The sequence below is a fragment of the Pediococcus siamensis genome, assembly GCF_047220215.1.
Taxonomy (GTDB): domain Bacteria; phylum Bacillota; class Bacilli; order Lactobacillales; family Lactobacillaceae; genus Pediococcus; species Pediococcus siamensis.
This window is the reverse complement of sequence record NZ_CP178376.1, coordinates 17,703-37,879: the sequence shown is the minus strand read 5'-3', so window position 1 is coordinate 37,879 and position 20,177 is coordinate 17,703. Positions and strand designations below refer to the sequence as shown.

At 45.3% G+C, this 20,177-nt stretch carries 19 protein-coding genes and 4 pseudogenes; 14 read left to right on the top strand and 9 right to left on the bottom strand.

Translation table 11 applies throughout. The features are described 5' to 3' along the window. Positions 1-719: 719 nt before the first annotated feature. Positions 720-932 (bottom strand): hypothetical protein, encoded by a 213-nt coding sequence (locus tag ACLJJ6_RS11020; protein ID WP_060678111.1) that lies wholly within the window; start codon positions 930-932, stop codon positions 720-722. Between the two features lie 379 nt (positions 933-1,311). Here ACLJJ6_RS11020 and mobQ point away from each other — a divergent pair. The 8 genes and pseudogenes from mobQ to trsD all read left to right on the top strand — a co-directional run. Next, a pseudogene (mobQ, locus tag ACLJJ6_RS11015) lies at positions 1,312-3,021 on the top strand (MobQ family relaxase); the annotation flags it as partial. 107 nt (positions 3,022-3,128) lie between these two features. Continuing rightward, the gene (gene istA, locus ACLJJ6_RS11010) at positions 3,129-4,343 is read left to right on the top strand and encodes an IS21 family transposase (RefSeq protein ID WP_260210390.1); all 1,215 of its coding nucleotides are present in this window, start codon (positions 3,129-3,131) and stop codon (positions 4,341-4,343) included. Next, the gene (gene istB, locus ACLJJ6_RS11005; protein ID WP_412988384.1) at positions 4,330-5,160 is read left to right on the top strand and encodes an IS21-like element helper ATPase IstB; all 831 of its coding nucleotides are present in this window, start codon (positions 4,330-4,332) and stop codon (positions 5,158-5,160) included. The genes istA and istB overlap by 14 nt, the downstream gene beginning before the upstream one ends. 524 nt (positions 5,161-5,684) lie before the next feature. Next, on the top strand, positions 5,685-5,978 hold the full coding sequence (locus tag ACLJJ6_RS11000; RefSeq protein WP_054519299.1) for a hypothetical protein: 294 nt from the start codon (positions 5,685-5,687) through the stop codon (positions 5,976-5,978). A gap of 39 nt (positions 5,979-6,017) precedes the next feature. Continuing rightward, complete coding sequence (locus tag ACLJJ6_RS10995) at positions 6,018-6,632, top strand: hypothetical protein (protein ID WP_412990491.1); 615 nt, start codon at positions 6,018-6,020, stop codon at positions 6,630-6,632. Position 6,633: 1 nt separating this feature from the next. After that, on the top strand, positions 6,634-6,972 hold the full coding sequence (locus ACLJJ6_RS10990) for a CagC family type IV secretion system protein (RefSeq protein WP_054519297.1): 339 nt from the start codon (positions 6,634-6,636) through the stop codon (positions 6,970-6,972). A 20-nt stretch (positions 6,973-6,992) separates the two neighbouring features. Continuing rightward, entirely contained in the window at positions 6,993-7,355 is a 363-nt protein-coding gene (locus tag ACLJJ6_RS10985) for a hypothetical protein (protein ID WP_014216295.1), read from the top strand. Continuing rightward, positions 7,324-7,800: pseudogene (gene trsD, locus ACLJJ6_RS10980) on the top strand (TrsD/TraD family conjugative transfer protein); the annotation flags it as partial. The gene ACLJJ6_RS10985 and the pseudogene trsD, both read left to right, overlap by 32 nt. Before the next feature lie 7 nt (positions 7,801-7,807). Here trsD and ACLJJ6_RS10975 read toward each other — a convergent pair. Then, a protein-coding gene (locus ACLJJ6_RS10975) for an IS5 family transposase (protein WP_412989374.1) occupies positions 7,808-8,592 on the bottom strand; the annotation gives its coding sequence in 2 pieces (ribosomal slippage) (positions 7,808-8,340 and positions 8,340-8,592; 786 coding nt in all). Between the two features lie 57 nt (positions 8,593-8,649). Here ACLJJ6_RS10975 and ACLJJ6_RS10970 point away from each other — a divergent pair. Together ACLJJ6_RS10970 and ACLJJ6_RS10965 are read left to right on the top strand one after the other, a co-directional pair. Beyond that, positions 8,650-8,835: pseudogene (locus ACLJJ6_RS10970) on the top strand (conjugal transfer protein); the annotation flags it as partial. Between the two features lie 11 nt (positions 8,836-8,846). Then, positions 8,847-9,161: a nicking enzyme traa gene (locus ACLJJ6_RS10965; RefSeq protein ID WP_412990490.1), complete on the top strand. Its 315-nt coding sequence runs from the start codon at positions 8,847-8,849 to the stop codon at positions 9,159-9,161. A gap of 48 nt (positions 9,162-9,209) precedes the next feature. Here ACLJJ6_RS10965 and ACLJJ6_RS10960 read toward each other — a convergent pair whose 3' ends face one another. The 7 genes from ACLJJ6_RS10960 to ACLJJ6_RS10930 all read right to left on the bottom strand — a co-directional run bounded on the left by ACLJJ6_RS10960 (position 9,210) and on the right by ACLJJ6_RS10930 (position 16,094). Then, the gene (locus ACLJJ6_RS10960; RefSeq protein ID WP_412990489.1) at positions 9,210-9,614 is read right to left on the bottom strand and encodes a GtrA family protein; all 405 of its coding nucleotides are present in this window, start codon (positions 9,612-9,614) and stop codon (positions 9,210-9,212) included. 15 nt (positions 9,615-9,629) lie between these two features. Beyond that, positions 9,630-11,564 (bottom strand): hypothetical protein, encoded by a 1,935-nt coding sequence (locus ACLJJ6_RS10955; RefSeq protein ID WP_412990488.1) that lies wholly within the window; start codon positions 11,562-11,564, stop codon positions 9,630-9,632. 9 nt (positions 11,565-11,573) lie between these two features. Next, positions 11,574-12,521: a glycosyltransferase family 2 protein gene (locus tag ACLJJ6_RS10950; protein WP_412990487.1), complete on the bottom strand. Its 948-nt coding sequence runs from the start codon at positions 12,519-12,521 to the stop codon at positions 11,574-11,576. Continuing rightward, positions 12,503-13,174 carry a phosphatase PAP2 family protein gene (locus ACLJJ6_RS10945; RefSeq protein ID WP_412990486.1) on the bottom strand — a complete coding sequence of 224 codons (672 nt, stop codon included), beginning with the start codon at positions 13,172-13,174 and terminating at the stop codon, positions 12,503-12,505. Before ACLJJ6_RS10945 ends, ACLJJ6_RS10950 begins: the two co-directional genes overlap by 19 nt. Next, positions 13,164-13,814: a VTT domain-containing protein gene (locus ACLJJ6_RS10940; protein ID WP_412990485.1), complete on the bottom strand. Its 651-nt coding sequence runs from the start codon at positions 13,812-13,814 to the stop codon at positions 13,164-13,166. The genes ACLJJ6_RS10945 and ACLJJ6_RS10940 overlap by 11 nt, the downstream gene beginning before the upstream one ends. Positions 13,815-14,030: 216 nt before the next feature. Further along, positions 14,031-15,389 (bottom strand): sensor histidine kinase, encoded by a 1,359-nt coding sequence (locus ACLJJ6_RS10935; RefSeq protein WP_412990484.1) that lies wholly within the window; start codon positions 15,387-15,389, stop codon positions 14,031-14,033. 9 nt (positions 15,390-15,398) lie between these two features. Continuing rightward, complete coding sequence (locus ACLJJ6_RS10930) at positions 15,399-16,094, bottom strand: response regulator transcription factor (RefSeq protein WP_412990483.1); 696 nt, start codon at positions 16,092-16,094, stop codon at positions 15,399-15,401. 325 nt (positions 16,095-16,419) lie between these two features. Between ACLJJ6_RS10930 and ACLJJ6_RS10925 the strand changes: the two genes are divergently transcribed. The 4 genes and pseudogenes from ACLJJ6_RS10925 to ACLJJ6_RS10910 all read left to right on the top strand — a co-directional run. Further along, positions 16,420-17,385 carry an IS30 family transposase gene (locus tag ACLJJ6_RS10925; RefSeq protein ID WP_412990482.1) on the top strand — a complete coding sequence of 322 codons (966 nt, stop codon included), beginning with the start codon at positions 16,420-16,422 and terminating at the stop codon, positions 17,383-17,385. Positions 17,386-17,411: 26 nt separating this feature from the next. After that, positions 17,412-17,576: a hypothetical protein gene (locus tag ACLJJ6_RS10920; RefSeq protein WP_412990481.1), complete on the top strand. Its 165-nt coding sequence runs from the start codon at positions 17,412-17,414 to the stop codon at positions 17,574-17,576. Between the two features lie 49 nt (positions 17,577-17,625). Further along, positions 17,626-18,413 (top strand): IS5 family transposase gene (locus ACLJJ6_RS10915; protein WP_412990480.1). Its coding sequence is split into 2 segments (ribosomal slippage): positions 17,626-17,938 and positions 17,938-18,413, totalling 789 coding nucleotides; the frame shifts between segments, so codons are not numbered across the junction. 7 nt (positions 18,414-18,420) lie between these two features. Continuing rightward, a pseudogene (locus tag ACLJJ6_RS10910) lies at positions 18,421-20,105 on the top strand (MobA/MobL family protein); the annotation flags it as partial. Between the last annotated feature and the right edge of the window lie 72 nt (positions 20,106-20,177).

The following is a 20,177-nucleotide window of genomic DNA, read 5'->3' as shown; positions in this document are numbered from 1 at the left end:
GATTATCACCTCAAACACATATTAAAATAAAAGTACCTTTTTATCAAGTACAGAACTTATAAAGGTACTTGATAAACAGACAAAAGGTACTTGATAAACAGACAAAAGGTACTTGATAAACAGACAAAAGGTACTTGATAAACAGACAAAAGGTACTTGATAACCTTCTGTGAGCCTTGGGAGAGTAAGCCTCATGAGGGGTCTAAAATAGGTTTAAAAGAGGTTTATAAAAGAGGTTTAAAAAAGGCACTACTGTACGAGGCCAAAACCTAGAATCAAAAAACACAAAGGAGTGAGCCAAAAACAGGCTCACATTAAACTCCAGTCGCTATGCTCCTTGCGCCTCACTTCGTTCGTTGCCTAAAAGGTGTGGCAAGCCACATTAGTTCGGGCGCTGACGCCCCGAACCCCGTCCAAGCTGAGCCAGCTTGACTGCTTTTTCACTCGCCGTTAGGCAGGAAAGCAAAGTTTTGTAGAAACTTTGGCTTTCGCCATTTCAGTGTTAAGACTGGTTAAGAGCTGTCAATTCCTTATGCTCCCACGCTTTGCTCGTCCGCTACCATTGACAGCAAACAGTTAGTTTTTCTGAATCTCAACAAGAATCTAACTGCTATATTCGTTTTTAAAGGCCTTATTTCTCGTTTCTAGCGATTTTGAGACTGTTTATATATATTTATACCAAAGCAAAAATAAAAAGCCCTCAGCAGGCTTTTAGAGGGCTAAATAACGAAGCCAGGACGATTAATAATATCTTCTTGTCTTTTTTGCAAAACATAAGTATACAGGGAATCATACAAATTCTTTTTGATCTCGTCAGGTTCATTGAAAGAAGCTTCAAACAATTCTTGAATATCAACTTGCCAAGGATCAGCAAGCATTTCATCGATGGGTTTTAATACTTTCTTTTCGTCCATCTTGATTACTCCTAACATCAAAATAATGATTTCAATTTAGATTCACAGATTTTACAGTACCGTTATTCAAAATTTGTTACCAAACTTATAAAAATTCTTTGCACAGAACGATTAAAAAAATTGGCTTAAAACAGCGTAATCCGCAACACTTTTTAAATATTTAAAACATAACAATCTTAGTTTAGGTGCAAACATAAATTGAATTAAAAATATGCTCAATTAAATAACGAGAAAAATTGATTGTATGGTTATCAGCAGACCGAGTGAAATGAGGTCAATGCGCACTTACACTCCAAATAAATTCGAGTTGTGCTAAAACACTTAAACCTGTATCAGAAGTCGCCTATGGCGACAACAAAAACAAAAAACAAAACAATAAAAGAAAGGAGACAACATCATGGCAATTTTCCATATGAGTTTTCAAAATATAAGCGCAGGAAAAATGCGTAGTGCGGTTGCTAGTGCGAGTTATCGCAGTGGCGATAAGTTGTTTTCTGATAAAGAGGGTAATAGCTATTATTATGCAAGAGATGTTAAACCAGAAGCATTTATTTTAACACCAAAAAATGCCCCTGATTGGGCAAAAGATAGGCAAAAATTATGGAATGAAGTTGAGAAGAAAGATCGTAAATCAAACTCACGGTATGCAAAAGAATTTAACGTGGCTTTACCGGTAGAATTAAGTGAATCCGAACAGAAAGAATTACTGGCAAAATATGTGCAAGAAAATTTTGTCGATCAAGGTATGGTAGCTGACGTAGCAATTCATCGCGATCACCCAGACAATCCGCATGCACATGTGATGTTAACCAATCGCCCATTTAATCCTGACGGAACATGGGGAATTAAAAGTAGAAAAGAATATATATTAGATGAAAAAGGGAATAAAACATATACAAAAAGTGGGTATGCAAGAAATAGAAAAATATGGCTAACTGATTGGGATAAAAAAGAAAAAATAACTGAATGGCGTCACAATTGGGCTACCGCTGTTAATCAAGTTTTAGAAGCTAAAAATTTACCAGACCGTATTAGTGAAAAATCATATGAAGAACAAGGAATTGATGAAGTGGCAACACAACACGAGGGTATCAATTCACAGAAAGAAAAACGCCAAGAATTTAATCAAAATGTTAAGCAACAACGACAAGCAAAAGCAGAAGCAAAAAATGCTAATGAAAAAATCCATAATGAACGCCGTATGCAAACCTTACAGCGCCATTATTCATTTGATGAAAAACGACTGGTTTCACAGTTAAGTAATCGACTAAAAACATTTGTTAGCTTAGAGAACCTAGATGAGAAACAACGTATGCTGTTTAATTGGAAAAATAGTGCCATGATTAAGCAAGCAGTAGGGGAAGATGTGACTAAACAATTAGTTACAATTACACAACAAGAAAAGTCACTATCAGAAGCCAATCAATTATTGGATAAAGTCGTTAATCGAACCGTTTCAAAACTTTATCCTGACGTTGATTTTGAGCAAATAACAATGGCAGAAAAACGGGAGTTAGTTAAGGAGACGGACAGCGAACAAAGGGTATTTACAGGAGATGAACTAAAAGACCGTTTAGCCATGATAAGAACAAACATTATCAATCAACAGGTTCTGACGTTTACAAAGCGCCCATTTGCTAGTTGGTTAATGCTTGAAAAACAAGAACAGCGAGCTAAGGAAACTATTAGTGATATTTTGGCTAATAAAGGTTACCAACTAGCAGATATTAAGCGTACAAAGGGTACGCTGTTAAGTGACTTTGATGAGAAACAACAAGCTGTTTTAAAGAAGAATATCAAAGAACTTTCAGCAATAAATGAGACTAAACAAGTGGTTGATACGCAATATAACAACGTATTAAGTAAGACTTTCCCTGATATGAGCCTTGATCAAGTCAAAATGACTGAAAAAGAACGCCTATATACAGCAGTTGTTTATTATAATCCTGAACTTAAATCACTAGAAAAGCGTGATTTAGATCAGTTGAGAAATAATCCGCCTGTTCAATTCACGACCCAGGAACATGCCCAGGGACTTGCTTATCTAAGCGGACAGGTTAAAGCTGATGAGATTCAAAACGCTAATTTGTTACGTGTATTGAAGAATATGTCAGCAACGGTTGTAAAATGTTGGAAAATACCGATTAGAAAATGTCGGTTTTCCAACATTTTTTTACGGTAAACTAAACGTATCTCAAATTTGGAGGAACTGAAATGCGTTTAGATGTTGAACAGTGTGTCCAGCAATATATTATGAACAAAATAAAGCCCAACTTCGCTGAAATTGGTCGACGATATGGTGTTGATCCGCGAACGGTTAAAAGATACTACAATTTAGGGCTCACGCCCCCAGATGAGCAGCCACAACCCTTACGGCGGCCGAGTAAACTTGACGATTATCGAAAAACGATTGAAGAAAAGGTTCTAGAAGGCTGTTCGGCAACGGCAATTTATTACTTTATCAAAGAACGTGGCTATCAAGGAAAGCAAAGTATTCTCAGAGACTATTGTCGAACCATCAGAAAAGCCGCAACGAAAAAAGCCACTATCCGGATTGAAACCTCGCCAGGGCTTTCAGCCCAGGTTGATTGGAAAGAAGACTTAACATTGATTTCTCGGCATGGAGAGATTGTCAAAGGCAACATCTTCTTATATGTTTTAGGGTACTCGCGAATGAAATACATGCAATTTACCTTCAGTCGCAGCCAAACTACCTTTTTTGATTGCTTAACGAATGCCTTTTGGGCAACCGGGGGTGTGCCGAAAGAAATCTGGTTTGACAACCAAAAGGTTGTCGTCGATCATCATAAAAGTAATTTTGGTAAGCCGGTATTTAATGAAACCTTCGTTGAATACGCTAAGGACGCTTGTTTCAAGCCAATTGCTTGTCGACCGTTTCGGCCACAAACCAAAGGAAAGGTTGAGGCGTTGGCCAGAACTACTCAGCGAATTAAAGTTTACAACCATGAGTTTGAAGAGCCGCTAGACTTAGCCGAGATCGTTCATTTGACGTGTGATCAGCTGAATCATGAGAAGTCTCAGGCGACTCAAATTCCGCCTTATTTATTGCTTGATAAAGAAAAAGAGTATCTCCATGATTTTGATCATGACTTACTCGATGCCTATGCCAGCCAAACCATCGCAAGGAAAGTTAGCAAGGAATCAATGATTGTCTTTCAAAATCGGAAATACTCCGTCCCCATCAGATATATTGACGAAACCGTACAAATTAAACACGATGACAATACTCTATACGTTTATTATAACGGAGAACTAATTCGTTCTCACCCTATTTCACTGAAAAGATTTAATTATCTTCGCGATGACATGGAAGAGATTGTCCGATCAGACCTTTATAAGAATCGTGATGACCGAGTCATTGATGATTACGTCGACCGAAACCTGAAGATGTTTGATGAAATGGAGTGAGAAAATGGCTAATTACCAAGCGTTATACACCAACCTTAGACAATTAAAGTTAGATCGTTTCGCCGAACATTTAGGCTACCTATTGGATCATCAAGATGAAGCACCCAAGTCCTTGAGTGATGCCTTATTCGAATTGACAACGGCTGAGCTTAAATACCGGGAACAAAAAAAGATTAATTTGAGAATTAAACTAGCCCGCTTTCCATATGAAAAAACGTTAGCTGACTTTGACTTTAGCTATCAACCAGGAATTAACCAAGGGACAATTGAGGACTTGGGATCACTAAGATTCACCCAAGAGAATCAAAACATTTTGTTTATCGGCACCTCCGGTGTCGGTAAGACTCACCTAGCCACCGCCATTGGAATTGAAGGGTGTAAACAAGGAATTTCAACGCAGTTTATTCGATGTAGCGACCTCATCAACAAGCTTCAAACAGCACAAGTTCAAGGACGAAGCGAAGAAGTGTTGCGCCGGTATGCCCGTTTTCAAATTCTAATCATTGACGAGATTGGTTATCTCCCAATTGAGTCAGTGGGTGCTAAGCTGTTCTTTCAGCTAATTGAAAGACGATATGAACGGAAATCAACCATTATCACCACTAATATTCCGCTTTCTAAGTGGGGAAACACCTTTTCAGATAAGATGTTAGCTAACGCCATTTTAGACCGCTTGGTTCACCACGCTAAAGTCATCCGAATCACCGGTCGATCATATCGAATGAAGGATCATTTGATTGAAAAGAAGGATAATTCTGGACCTGATTTATCAGGTTTTAGCTCACAAAATAAAGAAAGGAGCAGTGAGACACTGTAAACCTTATCGGTAAAAAACAGCATTTTTTAATCGGCAAAAAACGACATTTTCACATCGGCGTTGACAGAATAGGGGGACACAACAGTTATTCATTGGGGAAGCAGGACAAGATAAAAAGATTTCTGCTAAGCAACTTGAACAGGCTAAGCAGGCAGTAAAGCAACATAATCAAAAGAATGATGATTTCCGAAAAGAGAATATGCCTGATTATCGAGCCGTTAATTATAACGAAAATACCCCAGCAAACTATATGAACAAATTATTGTCAGATACCTTAATGAGCTTACTTTACGAGAATGGACAAGACCACGAACTTAACAGACAAAAGAAAGCACAAAAAGAATTAGAATACGAACTGGATAAAAAGAAGCGTCAACATCAGAAGCACAGTCGCCACAGTGGTACAATCCATAGATAGGCTAGGTGTAAGATAGTTGTAATGAAAAAGAAAAAATAAATGGTGACAACGTAACCATTTTTGTGATATAATTTATTCATACAAATAAAGAAAGGGGGGATAGCATTTGAAAAATAGCAACGAGTGGCACACATTAGCGGAGGCTAGCCGAATTTTAGGAAAAAATGACCGCTATGTGAGTAATTGGATAAAGCGTCATGATGATTTCCCCAAGCCAATGCTAATGGATATTTCAGGTAAGAAAATCATTCATGATAAAGGTATTCAATGGATTTCTGAACACACAAAAAAAGAGGGCGTCCTCAAAAGCAAGGTTAGTGCTATTGAGGATAAATTCCTAAAAATGACCGTTTTAGGAAAACACCCTAACATACCATTTTACATGAGTATGAATGGATAGGCTAGATATACTTAATAACCATTTAAAGGGAGTGGCGCAATGAAGATAGAGAACTGGCAAGATGTGGACGAACATTTGGTAGTTGATAATGACAAAGCAATTATTGTTAAGGATTCAAAACTACTGGATAATCCCGAAGCGTTAAAAACCGAAATGCAAAGAAGCGGTAAGCCAGTCACAGAAGTTAGAAGTAAGTTAGTTCAGAAGTCAGTCAAAAGTAGGGTCAAAACCGATCCAATAAAAATCAGTGCTTGGTTTGACCGTAAACATGAGAGTGCCAATGCTCAAAAAGCCGAAAAGCTGGTAAGTAATAAGCCAACTCATCAATATAAGCAAATCAAAAATGAAATGACCTTTTTTGGTGAGAGCTTCTTGGAAGGCTTCTTAGGCTTCTATGGCTTAGAAGTTGATAACGCCTTAGGCCGTTATGAACATAACTTGCATGTCCTAGAGACCCAAGAGTTAGGCCAGTCAGAAAAAGAGTATTACTTAGCCACGAGTGAAAATGGCCACGTCAGATTAGCCACCGATCCATTACCAAGCCAGCAAATTGCCGAGGAACAATTGAACAAGTTCTATCAGCGTGAGCCAGAAGAAACGCAGGCAGAACAAATTCAATTACGAACATCAGAAGACGATAGGAAGGAGGAATAACATGTCAAAATACAGAAAAATGAAAGCGCTATCAACTACTGGAGCTACTGCGATTTATTTGGGCTTGATGAACGCCCAGGTTGTTTTGGCGGCGGACGGTGGCGAAGTTAAAAGCAAGCTAACCAGCGCTGGTAAGACGATTCAAGGTATTTTAACTGGGTTGGTCGTTTTAGTTGGGATTTGTGTCGCACTATTTATTATTATCAAAAGAATGCCTGACGCAGACGATCCAAGAGAGAAATCAGAGGTTTATCACGCGGTTGGTCGGGTGGCTGGTTTAGTGGCCCTAGCGGCAGCGATTATCTGGCTATTACCTTGGGTTTACAGCCTATTTACTTAATTTAAAAAGGAGCCTGCCAAATGAAGAAAGGAAAAGAATTTATCTTCCCAGAAAACGTGGATAAAGATTACGGGATCTGGAAAGACTACACCTTGAAGGATTTTGGCTATGCGGCGCTGGCAGGACTAGTGGGCTTAATTTTTATTGCGATCCCACCCTATGGTCTGATCTTAGTCCTGATAAAAATAGTGATTGTTGTCTTAGCCATGACGATTGTCATGGCTATTTTAACAATTCGGCCAGTTGCGGCGCGGAAGAATATTAAAGTGCGGGATAACTTTAAGCTTAAACGCCGCTATGCCAATGGTCAGAAACTGTTTTATTTAAAACCGAAGAAGCGAGGTGAACTAAATGCGTTTGAAGAAGAACAAAACCGCCAATAAATCAGCCAGGCTAGATTGGGATTACCAACCGCCCAAAATCAATGGTGGCAAAGAAACCATTGATGACATGAGCTTGGTGGTGGGTATGTATGGTAATTACGAAGTTACCAAAACGGGTAATCTCGTTGGTATTTTGGAAGTTAGTGGGATCAACCTGGATCTACTTAATGAAACCGAACAGCAAGACGTCTTTGAGGACTATGGCGCCTTTCTCATGAGTACGTTAGGTGAAGGGGTTGATGACACCTTACAGTTCTTAGAGCCGACAATTCCCGTCAATATGACAGCTTATCTCAATGGTCTCAAACGGCGGTATCTCGCTTTACAAAAAGATCACCCCGAGCAACAGTTCAAAATCCAGCTCATAGCCAGTTATTTGGATCACTTTACTAAAGTCCAAGAATCCAAAAACATGACAACTAAGCAACATCTGCTAATCGTTAAGAATCTGTTTAAAATCTTTTTAAGAGTAATATCAAGAAAGCGAGAATGACCATTTGGCGACTTGAATTAAGGTGCCGCTCACAATTTTTCCAGAGCCGACGACATTTATCTAACCAACTGAAAGAACGCTCAATAATCCAGCGTTGTGGTAACACTTCAAATTTATGTAGCTCATTGCGTTTAGCCACCTGTACGGTGGCTTTTAAATTGGATTGAACAGTGGCGGCGAAGTTGTCCCCGGTGTATCCACCATCAACAAGAACTGATTTAACTTGTTGTAAATGTTCACAGTTTAGCGCTAGCATGGCACTAGCCCCATCACGGTCAGAAACATTGGCAGTAGTGATATGGATTGCTTGTGGCAAACCGTTAATATCAACAGCTAAGTGACGTTTTATTCCAGATATTCGTTTACCACCGTCGTAACCATGATGCTTGGCGGTATCAGTATTTTTAACACTTTGGGCGTCAATTATTATAAAAGATGTTTTAACCGAGCGTGACTGTTTTTCCCGTAGGGTAAAGACAATTTTTTTAAGCATTGATCCAAAATAGAAGGTTCATCAAGGACTTGTTCTTCAGACCATACTCGATAATAATAATAAACCGATTGCCAACGAGGAAAATCAACTGGTAACTGCCGCCACTGACAGCCGGTTTTTAAAACATAGGCCACCGCGCAAAATAAGTCGTAAAGATCATATTTCCGTGGTCTGGTTGATTGTCGTGCACCTTCTAAAATGGGACGGACTAGTTCAAATTGTCGGCGAGAAATATTACTGGGATAATTCATTACTGATCACCTTTTTTGAACTATCATACCAAATTAGCTAGATTTTAAACAGGTTCTAAGGTACCGATTAAAGACAAGAGCGTTAAAAGCTTAAACTTAGCTGTCACTCATTTAGACGAAAAGATCGAACAGGTTAAACGGGATATTGAAAATGCGTTAACGGACTTTGATGTGACGGCCAAAGTGTTGACTAGTCAAGAAGTCCAAGAGATTTTAAAGAACTTGATCAATTTTAATGGATAGGAGGCAACAGTATGAGTTTTGGTGATAAGGTCATTGATTTATTTATGCCAACTAAAAAAGAAAGACATCAAGGCAACCGCGGGTCGATTCAAATCGCCGGGCCGGTGAATGTGCTGACTGTCTTCACCGAGGGACTGAATGACGGGACCAAGGAAACCGTTGATGTCAAAGTTGACCGGCACCGCATGTACGAAGAGTTCGTCGCGTTCGAAGCGATGATTGTGCATCACGATTTGGCTGCCGCCAAGCAGCGGATGGCGCATTCGCTGGCTGTGATGAACGTGGTCGACGCAGCGCTGGCGGATGCCGGCATCAAGCTTGGCTAGCCAAGCAAAATGGTCTCGGCAGTTTCCACTGCTGGGACCATTTTTACGTTAAGCGAAAATTAGTTTGCTGAAGCCGTAATTGAGCACGATGACGACGACCTGGTCGATCAGCTTCACAATCAGCGGCGAACCGTGCATTAAGGTGAGGCCGATGAACAAAATCGCCGTGTCCGCCAGCAGTGACGCGCCGCGCAAGGTGAAGAAGCTGGCGCCTTCTTTGATCACAGTCCGGAAGGTCATGTCGGCGGAGTTGAACACGACTTTCTTGTTGGCAATGAAGGCAAACAGCACGCTGAGGACCCAGGCGATAATGTTCGCCCAGAACCACGGTATCGCGAGGTGAGTCAGGCCGAAGAACAGCACCACATTAATGCCGGTGGTGAGGCCCCCAACAATCAGGTAGCGCAAGGCTGTACCGTATTTGCTGTAAAGGGTAGTGATTGGTTTTTCCATAAAAAGGCTCCTTTCTCAGCGCTGCATGCAGGTATAAATCAACGAGGCGGTGGGCTGCGATTGGCCGTTCACCGTTAGCGGGTGAGCAGCGAGCTGATAATGGTAGGTGTGGGTCACATCGACCTGCTGGCCGCGGGTGGTGAGGTTTTGAACGGTAATCCGATATTGCCCAGCGGCGAGCTGGTGGTGCAGGCGGGCCACACTGCCAGCCATCGTTAACCGATAATGTTGCCCGGTGGCAAGGGTAGTGAGGGTGACTTGCACCTGACTACCAGCATGAATCTGAACGGAAAAATAGTTCGCTGGCGCGTTCACATCGACCACATCTGCCAGCACGGTGCCTGGCGTCACGGTCTTGGGCTTGGCGTGATACTGCACGGATAGCTGACTGCGCTGGGCGGCAATCACTTGCTTTTGTGGCAGCTGAGCGCCAAGCACACCAGCGGCCCCAAAGGCGACGAGTAAAGCAGTGGCGCCATTGAGGAGGCTAGCTTGGTTCGCCCAGCGGGGACGCGACTGGCTGGCCTGACGCGGGATGGCCGCCAAAGCCACCCAGAGGAGCGGCAAAATGGCTTGACCATAGCGCGGTTCAACTTCCCACAGTAGGGTGTGGAAAGCCAGGTAGCCAAGGGCAGTGGTCACCGCCAGCAGTGCAAGGATTTGATGCGGGTCGGTCAGATCTGGCCGCCACCGTAAGAGCTTCAGCATCAGTGCGCCCCACATGAGCAGGGTCGCGTCCACATAGCCAATCACGGTCAGTCCCTGATAGAAGCCAGCATGATTACTGTACCAACTAGGCGCGGCGCGGAAGCCGCCGTTGTACCAGCGCTGAATGCCTTGGACATTGAGCACGATGCCTAACTTCACTACCCACAACCGGATGACGCCAACCAGCCCGAGAGTTTTGATGCGCTTGGGGATGGTTTTCAAATTGTACCGCTGGCGGGCGGCTTGGCTGGGCTGCTTGATGGCACGTCCGACATCCTTGCCGGAGTAGCCGCCGTTGCTGTGCTGGTTGTAGCCCATCAAGATCCAGTTGGTCGCCGGGAACGAAAAGGCGGTGCGGGGTTGATAATTGGCTGCCACGTCAATGACTTTGGTCGCCGGCAGACTCAGCCCGAAGCCCAGCACAATCAAGAGGATGGGCAGGGTCAGTTTGGCTTGTCGCCAGAGATGCTGACGGGCCAGAATCAGGCCGACAATCAGCAGAGCTGGCAACAAGACCACCAGATTAGGCTTGAGCATGGCGCCGAGCATCACGGCAACAACTAGTCCGCTGCCGGCAAACCAGCGCTGGCGCGATGTTTTCTGCGACCAGTTCAGCAGACTCCGCATGATGATGAGCAGCACCAGCATCGTTGGCAAGTCAGAGTAGAAGACTTGCAGGTAGTAGGTGTAGGCAAACGGCGTCAAGGCGAAAAACCCGAAGGCCACGACCAGCAGGCTGGCGCGCTGGCTGAGCTGCCAAATCGTATGCAGCGCCAGGGCAATAAAGCTGTCCAACACCAAGATACTCAGCAGGTGCACCGAAAGATTGGTGCTTAAGCCCACCAGTTGCGTCAGCCGCAACCACAGGGAGAGCAGATAAGCCAGCGGCACGTTATTGGCGTAGCGCCAGAAGTAGGTGATATCCCAGGTCATGTGGCCGGCGGCGAGCTGGTCGGCTTGCGACAGTACCCGGTACGGATCGTGGTAAACGGTGTTGGGCATCACGTGCAACACGACCACCTGGGCAATCAGCATCGCCAGTAAGCCAAGGCCAATGCCCCAGCGCAGCTGCCTTGTAGACAAATGGTCAAGTCGGGGCGCCCCGAAGTAAAGCCCCGCGCCCAGGAGCACTACCACCAACAGCGCCGGCACCCCGAGCACACTGGTCAGGTTACCGATGCTGCCAATGAGCAGGCAGAGGATTAAAATTGCTGGCAGAAAGGCGGGTTTAATCTTTTTCATACCCTCACCTTAATCCAGAATCGTTTGCACCGTGTAGCGCGGGCGATGTTTAACTTCGGTGGTGAGCTTGCCGATGTATTCACCAATCACCCCGAGGCTGATCATTTGGATGCCGCCAACGAACCACAGCGACACCATCAACGCCGACCAGCCGTGCACGGTGAGCCCCAGCATTTTCATGACAATGGCATAAACCACCATGCCGACGGCGAACAGGCAGGAAAGAGAACCAAGAATCAGAATCAACCGCACCGGCGCTATCGTCAGGCTGGTAATCCCGTCCCAGGCAAAGAACAGCATTTTTTTCAGCGGGTACTTGGATTCGCCCGCCATGCGCGGGGTGCGCTTGTAGAAGACTTCGGCAGTTTTGAAGCCAAGCTTAGGAATCAGGCCGCGAATGAAAATGTTACGTTCCGGGTACTGCAGGAAGGTTTCAACCGCGCGCTTGGACATCAGGCGAAAATCCGCGTGATTCGGCACCAGTTCAACCCCTAGCAGCTTCAGAACTTTGTAGTAGCCTTGGGCCGTGGTGCGCTTGAACCAGCTGTCGGTTTCCCGATTATTCCGGACACCGTAGACGATATCGGCGCCATCTGCGTAGGCATCCACCATGTCGACGATTTTGTCAGGATCATCTTGCAGGTCAGCATCGATGGTGACAATCATGTCCGCGGTTTTCACGGCTTCACTCATGCCGGCGATCAGCGCCGACTGATGACCGAAGTTGCGAGAAAAGCGTAGTCCCCGAATCCGGGAATTCGCGGCGTGCAGGTTTTCGATGATTTCCCAGGTGTGATCCTTGGAGCCATCATCGACGATCAGGATGTCGGCGCGCTGGCCCAGAACGGTTTGCGCGGCGATTTGGTCTTCAACGGCCAGTAATTTTTGCACCGAGGAGGTCAGCACCTCTTCTTCATTGTAGGCTGGAACGACAATCGTTAATTTTGATGTGGCCATGATTTCAACATCCTTTCCGGTAAAAACTGATGCATTTTAGTTTGAATAAAGGCTTGAGCAGGCGTGACGAGCAGCCACCAACCGCCAGCTAAGCACACGCTGGCAAGCACATCAGAGAGGTAGTGGTCGCGCAGATACACCCGCGAAATGGCCACCATGGCAATCCAGCCAATGCCAATCAATATGGTAATCAGCTGGCTTTCTTGATCTTGAATGTGTGGTAGGCATAGCGTCCACAAGGTGAACACGAGCAGCGCCGTGCAAAACGTGTGGCCGCTGGGGAAGCTAGCGCCGTGATCCAGCACCAGCTGATGGAGCGGGCGACTGCGGTCAATTAGCAGCTTGAAGCCTTCCGTGATGGCGGAGCCGCCCAGCTGCAGGCCAGCGAACCACAGGCTGATGACTGGGCCTTGTTTGAGCCACAACCACAGGCACAACAGCGCAGTGAGGCCGATGACGGTGGCAGGACTGTCAAGGGTGGCGACGACTTTGAAAATCGCGGTATTCGTCGGATCAATGGCGCGCGTGGCCAAAGTGCTGGCCGCGGCATCCAATTGCGCAAGCCAGGCGGCATGCGTGATAACGCCGAGGGCTAAGGCGGCAAAGACAATCAGGCTCAGCCCGCCTAGCAATGTTTTGGTTTTAGTCGGCATCGTCGGCACCTCCGCGATGGCGCAGCGCCATGAAGGCGGCAGGCGCTAAGGAAATGACAACGATGGCCAGCATGATCAGTTCGAAATGGATTTTAACGACAGCAATGTTGCCGAACAGGTAACCGGCGCCGAGGGCTACCGCCACCCAGGTGATCCCGCCAAGTACGTTGTAGGCGGCAAAGTCGCGGTAGCGCATCTGGCTCACGCCAGCGGTGAAGGGGATGAAGGTGCGGATGATCGGCATGAAGCGGCCAAGGAAAATCGCGGCTTTCCCATGCTTGTCGAAGAAGCGCTGCGAACGTTCGAGGTAGGCGGGTTTGATGAAGCGGCTGAGCTTGGCGCTGTGCGCGAGGCACAGCCCGAAGTGTTCACCGATTTCAAAGTTAAGCGAATCTCCAAGCACCGCGGCCACGCTGAGCAGGCCGAACAGCACCCAGATGTTCAAACTGTGATTGGCCATCGCCGCCAGCGAGCCGCAAAGAAATAGGAGCGAGTCGCCAGGCAGAAAGGGCAGCACCACGACGCCGGTTTCAATGAAGATCATGGCGAACAAGCCAAGATAGATGAGTGAGCCGAATTGACTGATGAGCTGCGGCAACAATTGATTAAGGTTAGGCAGCAGTGTAATGAGTGCGGTCATGATGTGTTCCCCCTTGACTGAACTTTCACGATGAACCCAGCATAACAACAATCCCGCGGTGCGCCCACTCATGAAAACTAACCCGAAACTCAATAATCTTCAGCTTTCACCGCGGCAGTGCCAGTATCAAGGGTGATTTAGCTGAAAAATATTCAGATTACTAATATTCGGCGCAAAAAAACCGCTCAAAAATATTTTTGAGCGGCATGAAAAAGTTTATTTGGTGGAGAAAATCAACGTGAAAATGGTGCCCTGCGGCTGATCGTCGGCGACCGTCAGCTCACTATTGCTGAGCTGAGCGAGTTGCGTGGCAATGGCTAGCCCTAAGCCGGTGCCAGCTACCGTGCCGCGCACATCGGCGCTGCGGTAGAAGCGCTCGAAGATGTGGCTTTTATCTTCAGCACTGATGCCGCTACCTTGATCTTTCACCGCCAGGGCCGCCGCCTCATTAGCCTGTTGGGTGAGGGTGACGGTAATTTGGCTGGCCGCTGGCGAATACTTCGCGGCATTGGTGACTAGGTTGACCAAAATTTGCTCAATCGCGCTTTCGTTGCCGGTGATATGGATGTCAGGCTGAATCTCGGTGGTGACGGTTTGTTCGAAGGTCCCAGCAATTTTTTGCATGATGGTAGTCACTGTGGCACTGAGATCAAGCGGGGTCAGGTCAAGCGCGAGCCGGTCGGCGCGGGAAAGTTGCAGGAGCTCATCAATCAAGTGCTGCATTTGCCGGGATTCCTCGGTGATGTAGCCCACCGACTTGGTAATGATTTCCGGGTGATCCTTGCCGTGACGTTCAATCAGCTGGGCGTGGCTGCGAATAGTGGCAATCGGAGTGCGCAGCTCATGGGCGGCGTTCATCACGAACAGTTTTTGCTGCTCCTGGCGTTCATTCAACATGCTCAGCAACTCGTTGAAATTACCAGCGAGTTCCGTCACTTCAGTCGGTTGCGCCGGGACCGGTAGCCGCATCGCGCCAGGTTCTTTGGCGCCGGCAATCATCTGGGTCGTGTGAGACAGCGTGGTCAGAGGATCCGTCAGTCGCTTGGTCAGCCGGCGAATGTACAGCGGCGTGGCCAGCAGCGTCACCGCCAGCAGGATGGCAGTGACTTCAATCACCCGCAGCAGCACCGCCAGCTGGGGATTCATGTTTTGCCACAACGTGTAGTAAATCCCGCGCGCGTGCACCATGCGATGATACAGCAGCCCGGTGCCTGGGCGATAATACACATTCGTTAAAAACGGCACCTTAGTGGGGGTCACTTTTAAGACTTTTTCCGCGTGCGGGGAGAAGTATTGGCTGACTTTGGCATCGGCGCGCTTGTTGTGGACATAAACATAAGTGGCGCTGGTGTCCAGGGTGCTGTTTTTGCGCCAGCTTTCCCAGTCATCATCGCCATCAATGTCGGTTTGCTTGAGACTGGCGGTGATATGACTGGTGGTGGTTTGAACCTCTTCCAGCAGCTGATGGCCCACGGCGATGATGATAGCAGCGCCGAGCAGCAAGGTGACAATGATGATGAAGCGCATCATGCTGCGCAGCATGATGGCTGCGCTAGATTGTTTGTTTTTTTTCATATTAGGGCCTTATTCCGCCACGTGTTCGGAAAGCATGTAGCCCACGCCGCGGACAGTGTGAATCAGCTTGGGCTGGCCCGTCGTGTCGATTTTGCTTCGGAGATTGCGAACGTAGACGTCCAAAATGTTGGGTTGGCCGTCAAAATCGACGCCCCACACAGTGTCTAACAAATCCTCGCGTGAACAGGGCTCGTTTTGATGACTGATGAGTGCCACCAGCAGCTCGTATTCTCGCTGGGTGAAGGGGATGATGGTACTGCCCCGGGTGACGCGTTTGGTGTCCGTATCCACATTCAAATTGCCAGCAGTATACACGGCGGCAGTGGTGGCCGCCGGCTGCGAATGGCGCAGTGCCACTTCGACCCGGGCAATCAGTTCTTCCATTTCAAATGGTTTGGTGACATAGTCGTCGGCGCCGCCGGTCAGCCCGGCCACCTTATCGCCGATGTAATCGCGCGCCGTCAGCATGATGATCGGCACCTGGCTGGTTTTGCGAATGCGGCGCAGCACACTGAAGCCGTCCAGGTGCGGCAGCATCCAGTCCAAAATGATTAAATCAATCTGGGCCTCGTTTTGCCGGAACATGTCCAGCGCGATTAGGCCGTCATTGGCCCAGAGCACATTGAAGTTCTCGAGCTCGAATTCGGTTTTGAGTGAGTCGGCTAAGCCCGCCTCGTCTTCGACTAGTAAAATGGTGGATTTCAATGGTCTTCTCCCTATGTGAATCGTGGTACTGTCAAACGTACCTCTATTTACCTTGTTTTATTTATTATTTTTAGGTGTTTTTTCTTATCTTGTGTAAAGAAAAAACACCTGGATCTATTTTTCTGTTATCCTTGGTGTACCACCAACAAGAATTTCCAGAAGAAAGGAAGATCCGCGTACATACACCATTATTAACTTATTTACTTCAAATAATCAAGCGACAACGTTTTTTTATTCTTCCGGTTTGTAAAATTAAGTTAGAAATTTAAAAAGCCATTTGTGATAGACTTTTGAGTGTCAAAATCAAAAGAAAGGCTGATCACAAATGACCTATACTCATCTTACCATAGACGAACTTGCCACAATTTATTCTTTTTGGAAACTCGGTAAAAAGGCTTATCTAGTGGCCCCAGCGTTCCATCGGAGTGCTGAAACTGTGTATCGTATTTATCGGTTTCTTGACGCTGGCGGTACGATTATTGATTACCAATGCCACTATCGAAAGCATAAACAACATTGTGGGCGTAAACCAATTCAACTACGCCCTGATGAACTGGCCTATATTCAAGCCAAAACTCAAGCTGGTTGGCAACCAGATACCATTATTAATCGCCAAGAACGGGCTTTCAGCTGTGGGGTTCGAACCCTTTACCGCCTTTTCAAACGCGGTGTTTTGGGGTTGTCGACCAAAGATTTACCGATGCACGGCAAACGGCACCCTAATGGTTACATTGAACGCCGTGGGAAAGCGGGTCAATTGGGCAGGGATTTAAAGAATCGTTATCAGGACTATCCTAATTTTAATCAAGAATTCGGCCATTTAGAAGGTGACACGGTTCAAGGTAAAAACCATCAGGGTGCGGTAACCACGCTGGTTGAACGACAAACTAAGGTCGCAATTGTGCTGAATTCGCATACCAAGTCGGCACACGATGTCAATCGTAGTTTAGCAGGATGGCTTTCGAAGCTGCCACGACACCTATTTAAGTCAATTACGTTTGACAATGGTAAGGAGTTCGCCGGTTGGCGAACCATTGCTAACCAATTTGATTTAAATATTTACTTTGCCGCTGTCGGAGCACCCAATCAACGTGGTTTAAATGAGAACACCAATGGTCTGCTGCGTAAAGATGGTTTACGTCACAATCTTATTATGGACCAGCTATCAGATGGATTTGTTCAAGCAGTTGCCAGTCGACGAAACCACATCCCACGAAAAAGTTTGGGTTACCAGACACCTCTGGAAGCATTCATCAGTCAGATTACAGATGAACAGTTAAAAAATTTCTAACTTAATTTGACAATTCGGGTCTCTTATTGTTAGCGCAACTAGCTAATATTTTTGTTCATTCCCTTTTACCCGCGGCTGACAAACATGTCTTCAAACGCTTTAATCAATTTCAAGTAGATGATAAATTACCGATCTTGGCCGCAGATATCGGACCAGAACCACTTGATTTTGAACAGTTAGAACCTGTCTAGTATCTGCTGAATCTGGTAGAATTGTGGAAAACCGACTGAGGAGTTTGTCATGCCAAATTATCCAAGCAATATTTCTCGAGCGCAATTTGCGTTAATACAACCTGATTTAGAAAACTTCCGCAAGCATACAAGACCGCGTCGTTATGATCTTTATGACGTATTCAATGCCATCCTTTACTCGCTTACTACAGGGTGTCAATGGCGTGAATTACCGCACGATTTCCCGGAATGGCACACTGTCTACCGCTATTACGATATGTGGCGAGATAAACCAGACCCGACAGCTGATTCGCTATTAGAAAGGCTTTTAAAAAAACTGTTGCTTCCTATCGCTTTGCACAGGGCCGATCGGCCCGAACGTAGTTTGTGATTGTTGATGCTCAAAGTGTTAAAACCACTGATTTAACGAAAAATAGTGGCTACGATGGCGGCAAAAAGATTTCAGGGATTATGCGTCATATGGCGGTTGATATTAATGGTTTACCACAAGCCATTCTCGTGACACGAGCTAATGCATCAGATCGTTCAGGTGCATTGGCTCTGTTTAGTTTGGCTAGCCAAAATTTGGAGCTGGTTCAGCATGTCATGGTTGATGGTGGCTACACTGGCAATGACTTTGCGGATCAGGTGAAGCTCATTTTGAATGCTAAGACGACGGTAGCTAAACGCAACGAGTTGCATATGTTCACGGTGTTACCGCAACGATGGATCGTTGAACGTTCATGGAGTTGGCTAGACAAATGTCGGCGACTTTGGAAAAACTGTGAACGTGCCCTTAACAGCAGTCTTCAAATGGTTGTATTGGCCTTCCTGAAGATAGTTCTTAAAAGATACTAGACAGGTTCTAAGTGAATCAGAACAGAAAGAATTATTAACTAAATACGTGCAAGATAATTTTGTCGATCAAGGTATGGTAGCTGACGTAGCAATTCATCGTGATCACCCGGATAATCCGCATGCTCATGTGATGTTAACTAATCGTCCCTTTAACCCCGATGGTACTTGGGGATTAAAGGCAAAAACGCAGTACATTAAAGATGAAAATGGAAAGCAACCTCTAACTAAAAGTGGGTTCCCAAAACAAAGAAAAATTTGGTTAGTTGATTGGGATAAAAAGGAAAAAATTAATGAGTGGCGGCATAATTGGGCAACAAGTGTTAATCAGTCTTTAGCACAAAAAAATATTCCCGATCGAATTAGCGAAAAATCATTTGTCGATCAAGGAATTCAAGAGACACCTACCCAACATGAAGGGATTAATAGTCAGAGACAAAATAGAAAAGTGTTTAATCAACAAGTTAGAGCACAAAGAAGCACTCAAGCTAAGTATCATAATATTAACGAAAAGATCCGAAATCATGAACATTTTGACGCATTAACTGACGAGTTATCATTTTCCGAAAAGCACACGATTAGCCACCTAAGTCAACAACTGAAAACTTATGTCGATTTAGAAAACTTAGATGACAAGCAACGCATGCTGTTTAATTGGAAAAACAGCTTATTAATTAAACATGCGATTGGCGAAGATGTGACCAAGAAATTACTCACGATTGACCAGCAAACCACATCACTAGCACAAGCTAATCAGTTGTTAAATAAAGTGGTGGACCTAGCAACTAAAAAATTATATCCGGAACTTGATTTTGAACGGACGACGGCCGCTGAACGGCGGGAACTAATTAAAGAAACTAATAGCGAACAAACGATTTTTAAAGATAGTGAATTGACTGAACGGTTAGCGGATATTCGAAATGACTTATTAACCCAACAATTATTGACGTTTACCAAACGCCCATATACCAGCTGGCAGTTAGTTAATCAGCAAGCCCAGACGATTGAGAAGCAATTAACCACGGTACTAGCCAAACATGGTCACCAGTTAGACGATTTGAAGCATACTGATCGGGGCATACTAGCCGCTTATCAACCTAATGAACTCGAACTGATTTCAAAAGCGGTGAAAGATTTACGGGTCATTCGGGAAGTTAAAGCCGTGGTACAAACCCAATACAACAGCATTCTAACGACTGCTTTTCCGGACAGTGACCTTGATAAGCTAGACACAATTGACAAAGAGCAAATCTATACCGCTGTGGTTTACTATGACCCAGAATTAAAGCCATTAAGCGCCAATAAGCTTAGTCAATTACAACAGCAACCACCAGCAATCTTTACTAGTCAGCAACACCAAGCTGGTTTGAATTACCTGTTAGGTAAAATTGAATTAAAAGATATTCAGGATCATCGGTTACAACGGGTCTTAAAACATGACGGTACCCGGCAACTATTTCTTGGTGAATGTGGGCAAGACAATAAGGTGGATCACAAAAAAATCGAAGCCGTGCAAACCCGTTTGAAACAACAGACAATGCAGTTTGACCAATATAAGCAGGAACAGATTAATGACTATCAGGCCAGTAATTATTACCCAACTAGCCCGAAAAATACTTAATGGAAACCGGCACAGTTAAATTAATTTCATTGGAAGGCATTGAATGGATAAGGAAACAAACAAAAAAAGGGCTGTAAAATTTCTGGTATTGGTGATCACGCCAATGCCAGTTTTTTATTGTCTTATTCCATCATAAAAGGACGCTA

Bases quoted from the DNA above. Each gene is read 5' to 3' on its own strand.
- ACLJJ6_RS10990 (WP_054519297.1), top strand. From the start codon at position 6,634: ATGTCAAAATACAGAAAAATGAAAGCGCTATCAACTACTGGAGCTACT.
- ACLJJ6_RS10925 (WP_412990482.1), top strand. From the start codon at position 16,420: ATGACCTATACTCATCTTACCATAGACGAACTTGCCACAATTTATTCT.
- ACLJJ6_RS10985 (WP_014216295.1), top strand. From the start codon at position 6,993: ATGAAGAAAGGAAAAGAATTTATCTTCCCAGAAAACGTGGATAAAGAT.
- ACLJJ6_RS10995 (WP_412990491.1), top strand. From the start codon at position 6,018: ATGAAGATAGAGAACTGGCAAGATGTGGACGAACATTTGGTAGTTGAT.
- ACLJJ6_RS11020 (WP_060678111.1), bottom strand. From the start codon at position 932: ATGTTAGGAGTAATCAAGATGGACGAAAAGAAAGTATTAAAACCCATC.
- ACLJJ6_RS10940 (WP_412990485.1), bottom strand. From the start codon at position 13,814: ATGACCGCACTCATTACACTGCTGCCTAACCTTAATCAATTGTTGCCG.
- ACLJJ6_RS10935 (WP_412990484.1), bottom strand. From the start codon at position 15,389: ATGAAAAAAAACAAACAATCTAGCGCAGCCATCATGCTGCGCAGCATG.
- istB (WP_412988384.1), top strand. From the start codon at position 4,330: ATGAAATGGAGTGAGAAAATGGCTAATTACCAAGCGTTATACACCAAC.
- ACLJJ6_RS10965 (WP_412990490.1), top strand. From the start codon at position 8,847: ATGAGTTTTGGTGATAAGGTCATTGATTTATTTATGCCAACTAAAAAA.
- ACLJJ6_RS10950 (WP_412990487.1), bottom strand. From the start codon at position 12,521: ATGGCCACATCAAAATTAACGATTGTCGTTCCAGCCTACAATGAAGAA.
- ACLJJ6_RS10955 (WP_412990488.1), bottom strand. From the start codon at position 11,564: ATGAAAAAGATTAAACCCGCCTTTCTGCCAGCAATTTTAATCCTCTGC.
- ACLJJ6_RS10960 (WP_412990489.1), bottom strand. From the start codon at position 9,614: ATGGAAAAACCAATCACTACCCTTTACAGCAAATACGGTACAGCCTTG.
- ACLJJ6_RS10945 (WP_412990486.1), bottom strand. From the start codon at position 13,174: ATGCCGACTAAAACCAAAACATTGCTAGGCGGGCTGAGCCTGATTGTC.
- istA (WP_260210390.1), top strand. From the start codon at position 3,129: ATGCGTTTAGATGTTGAACAGTGTGTCCAGCAATATATTATGAACAAA.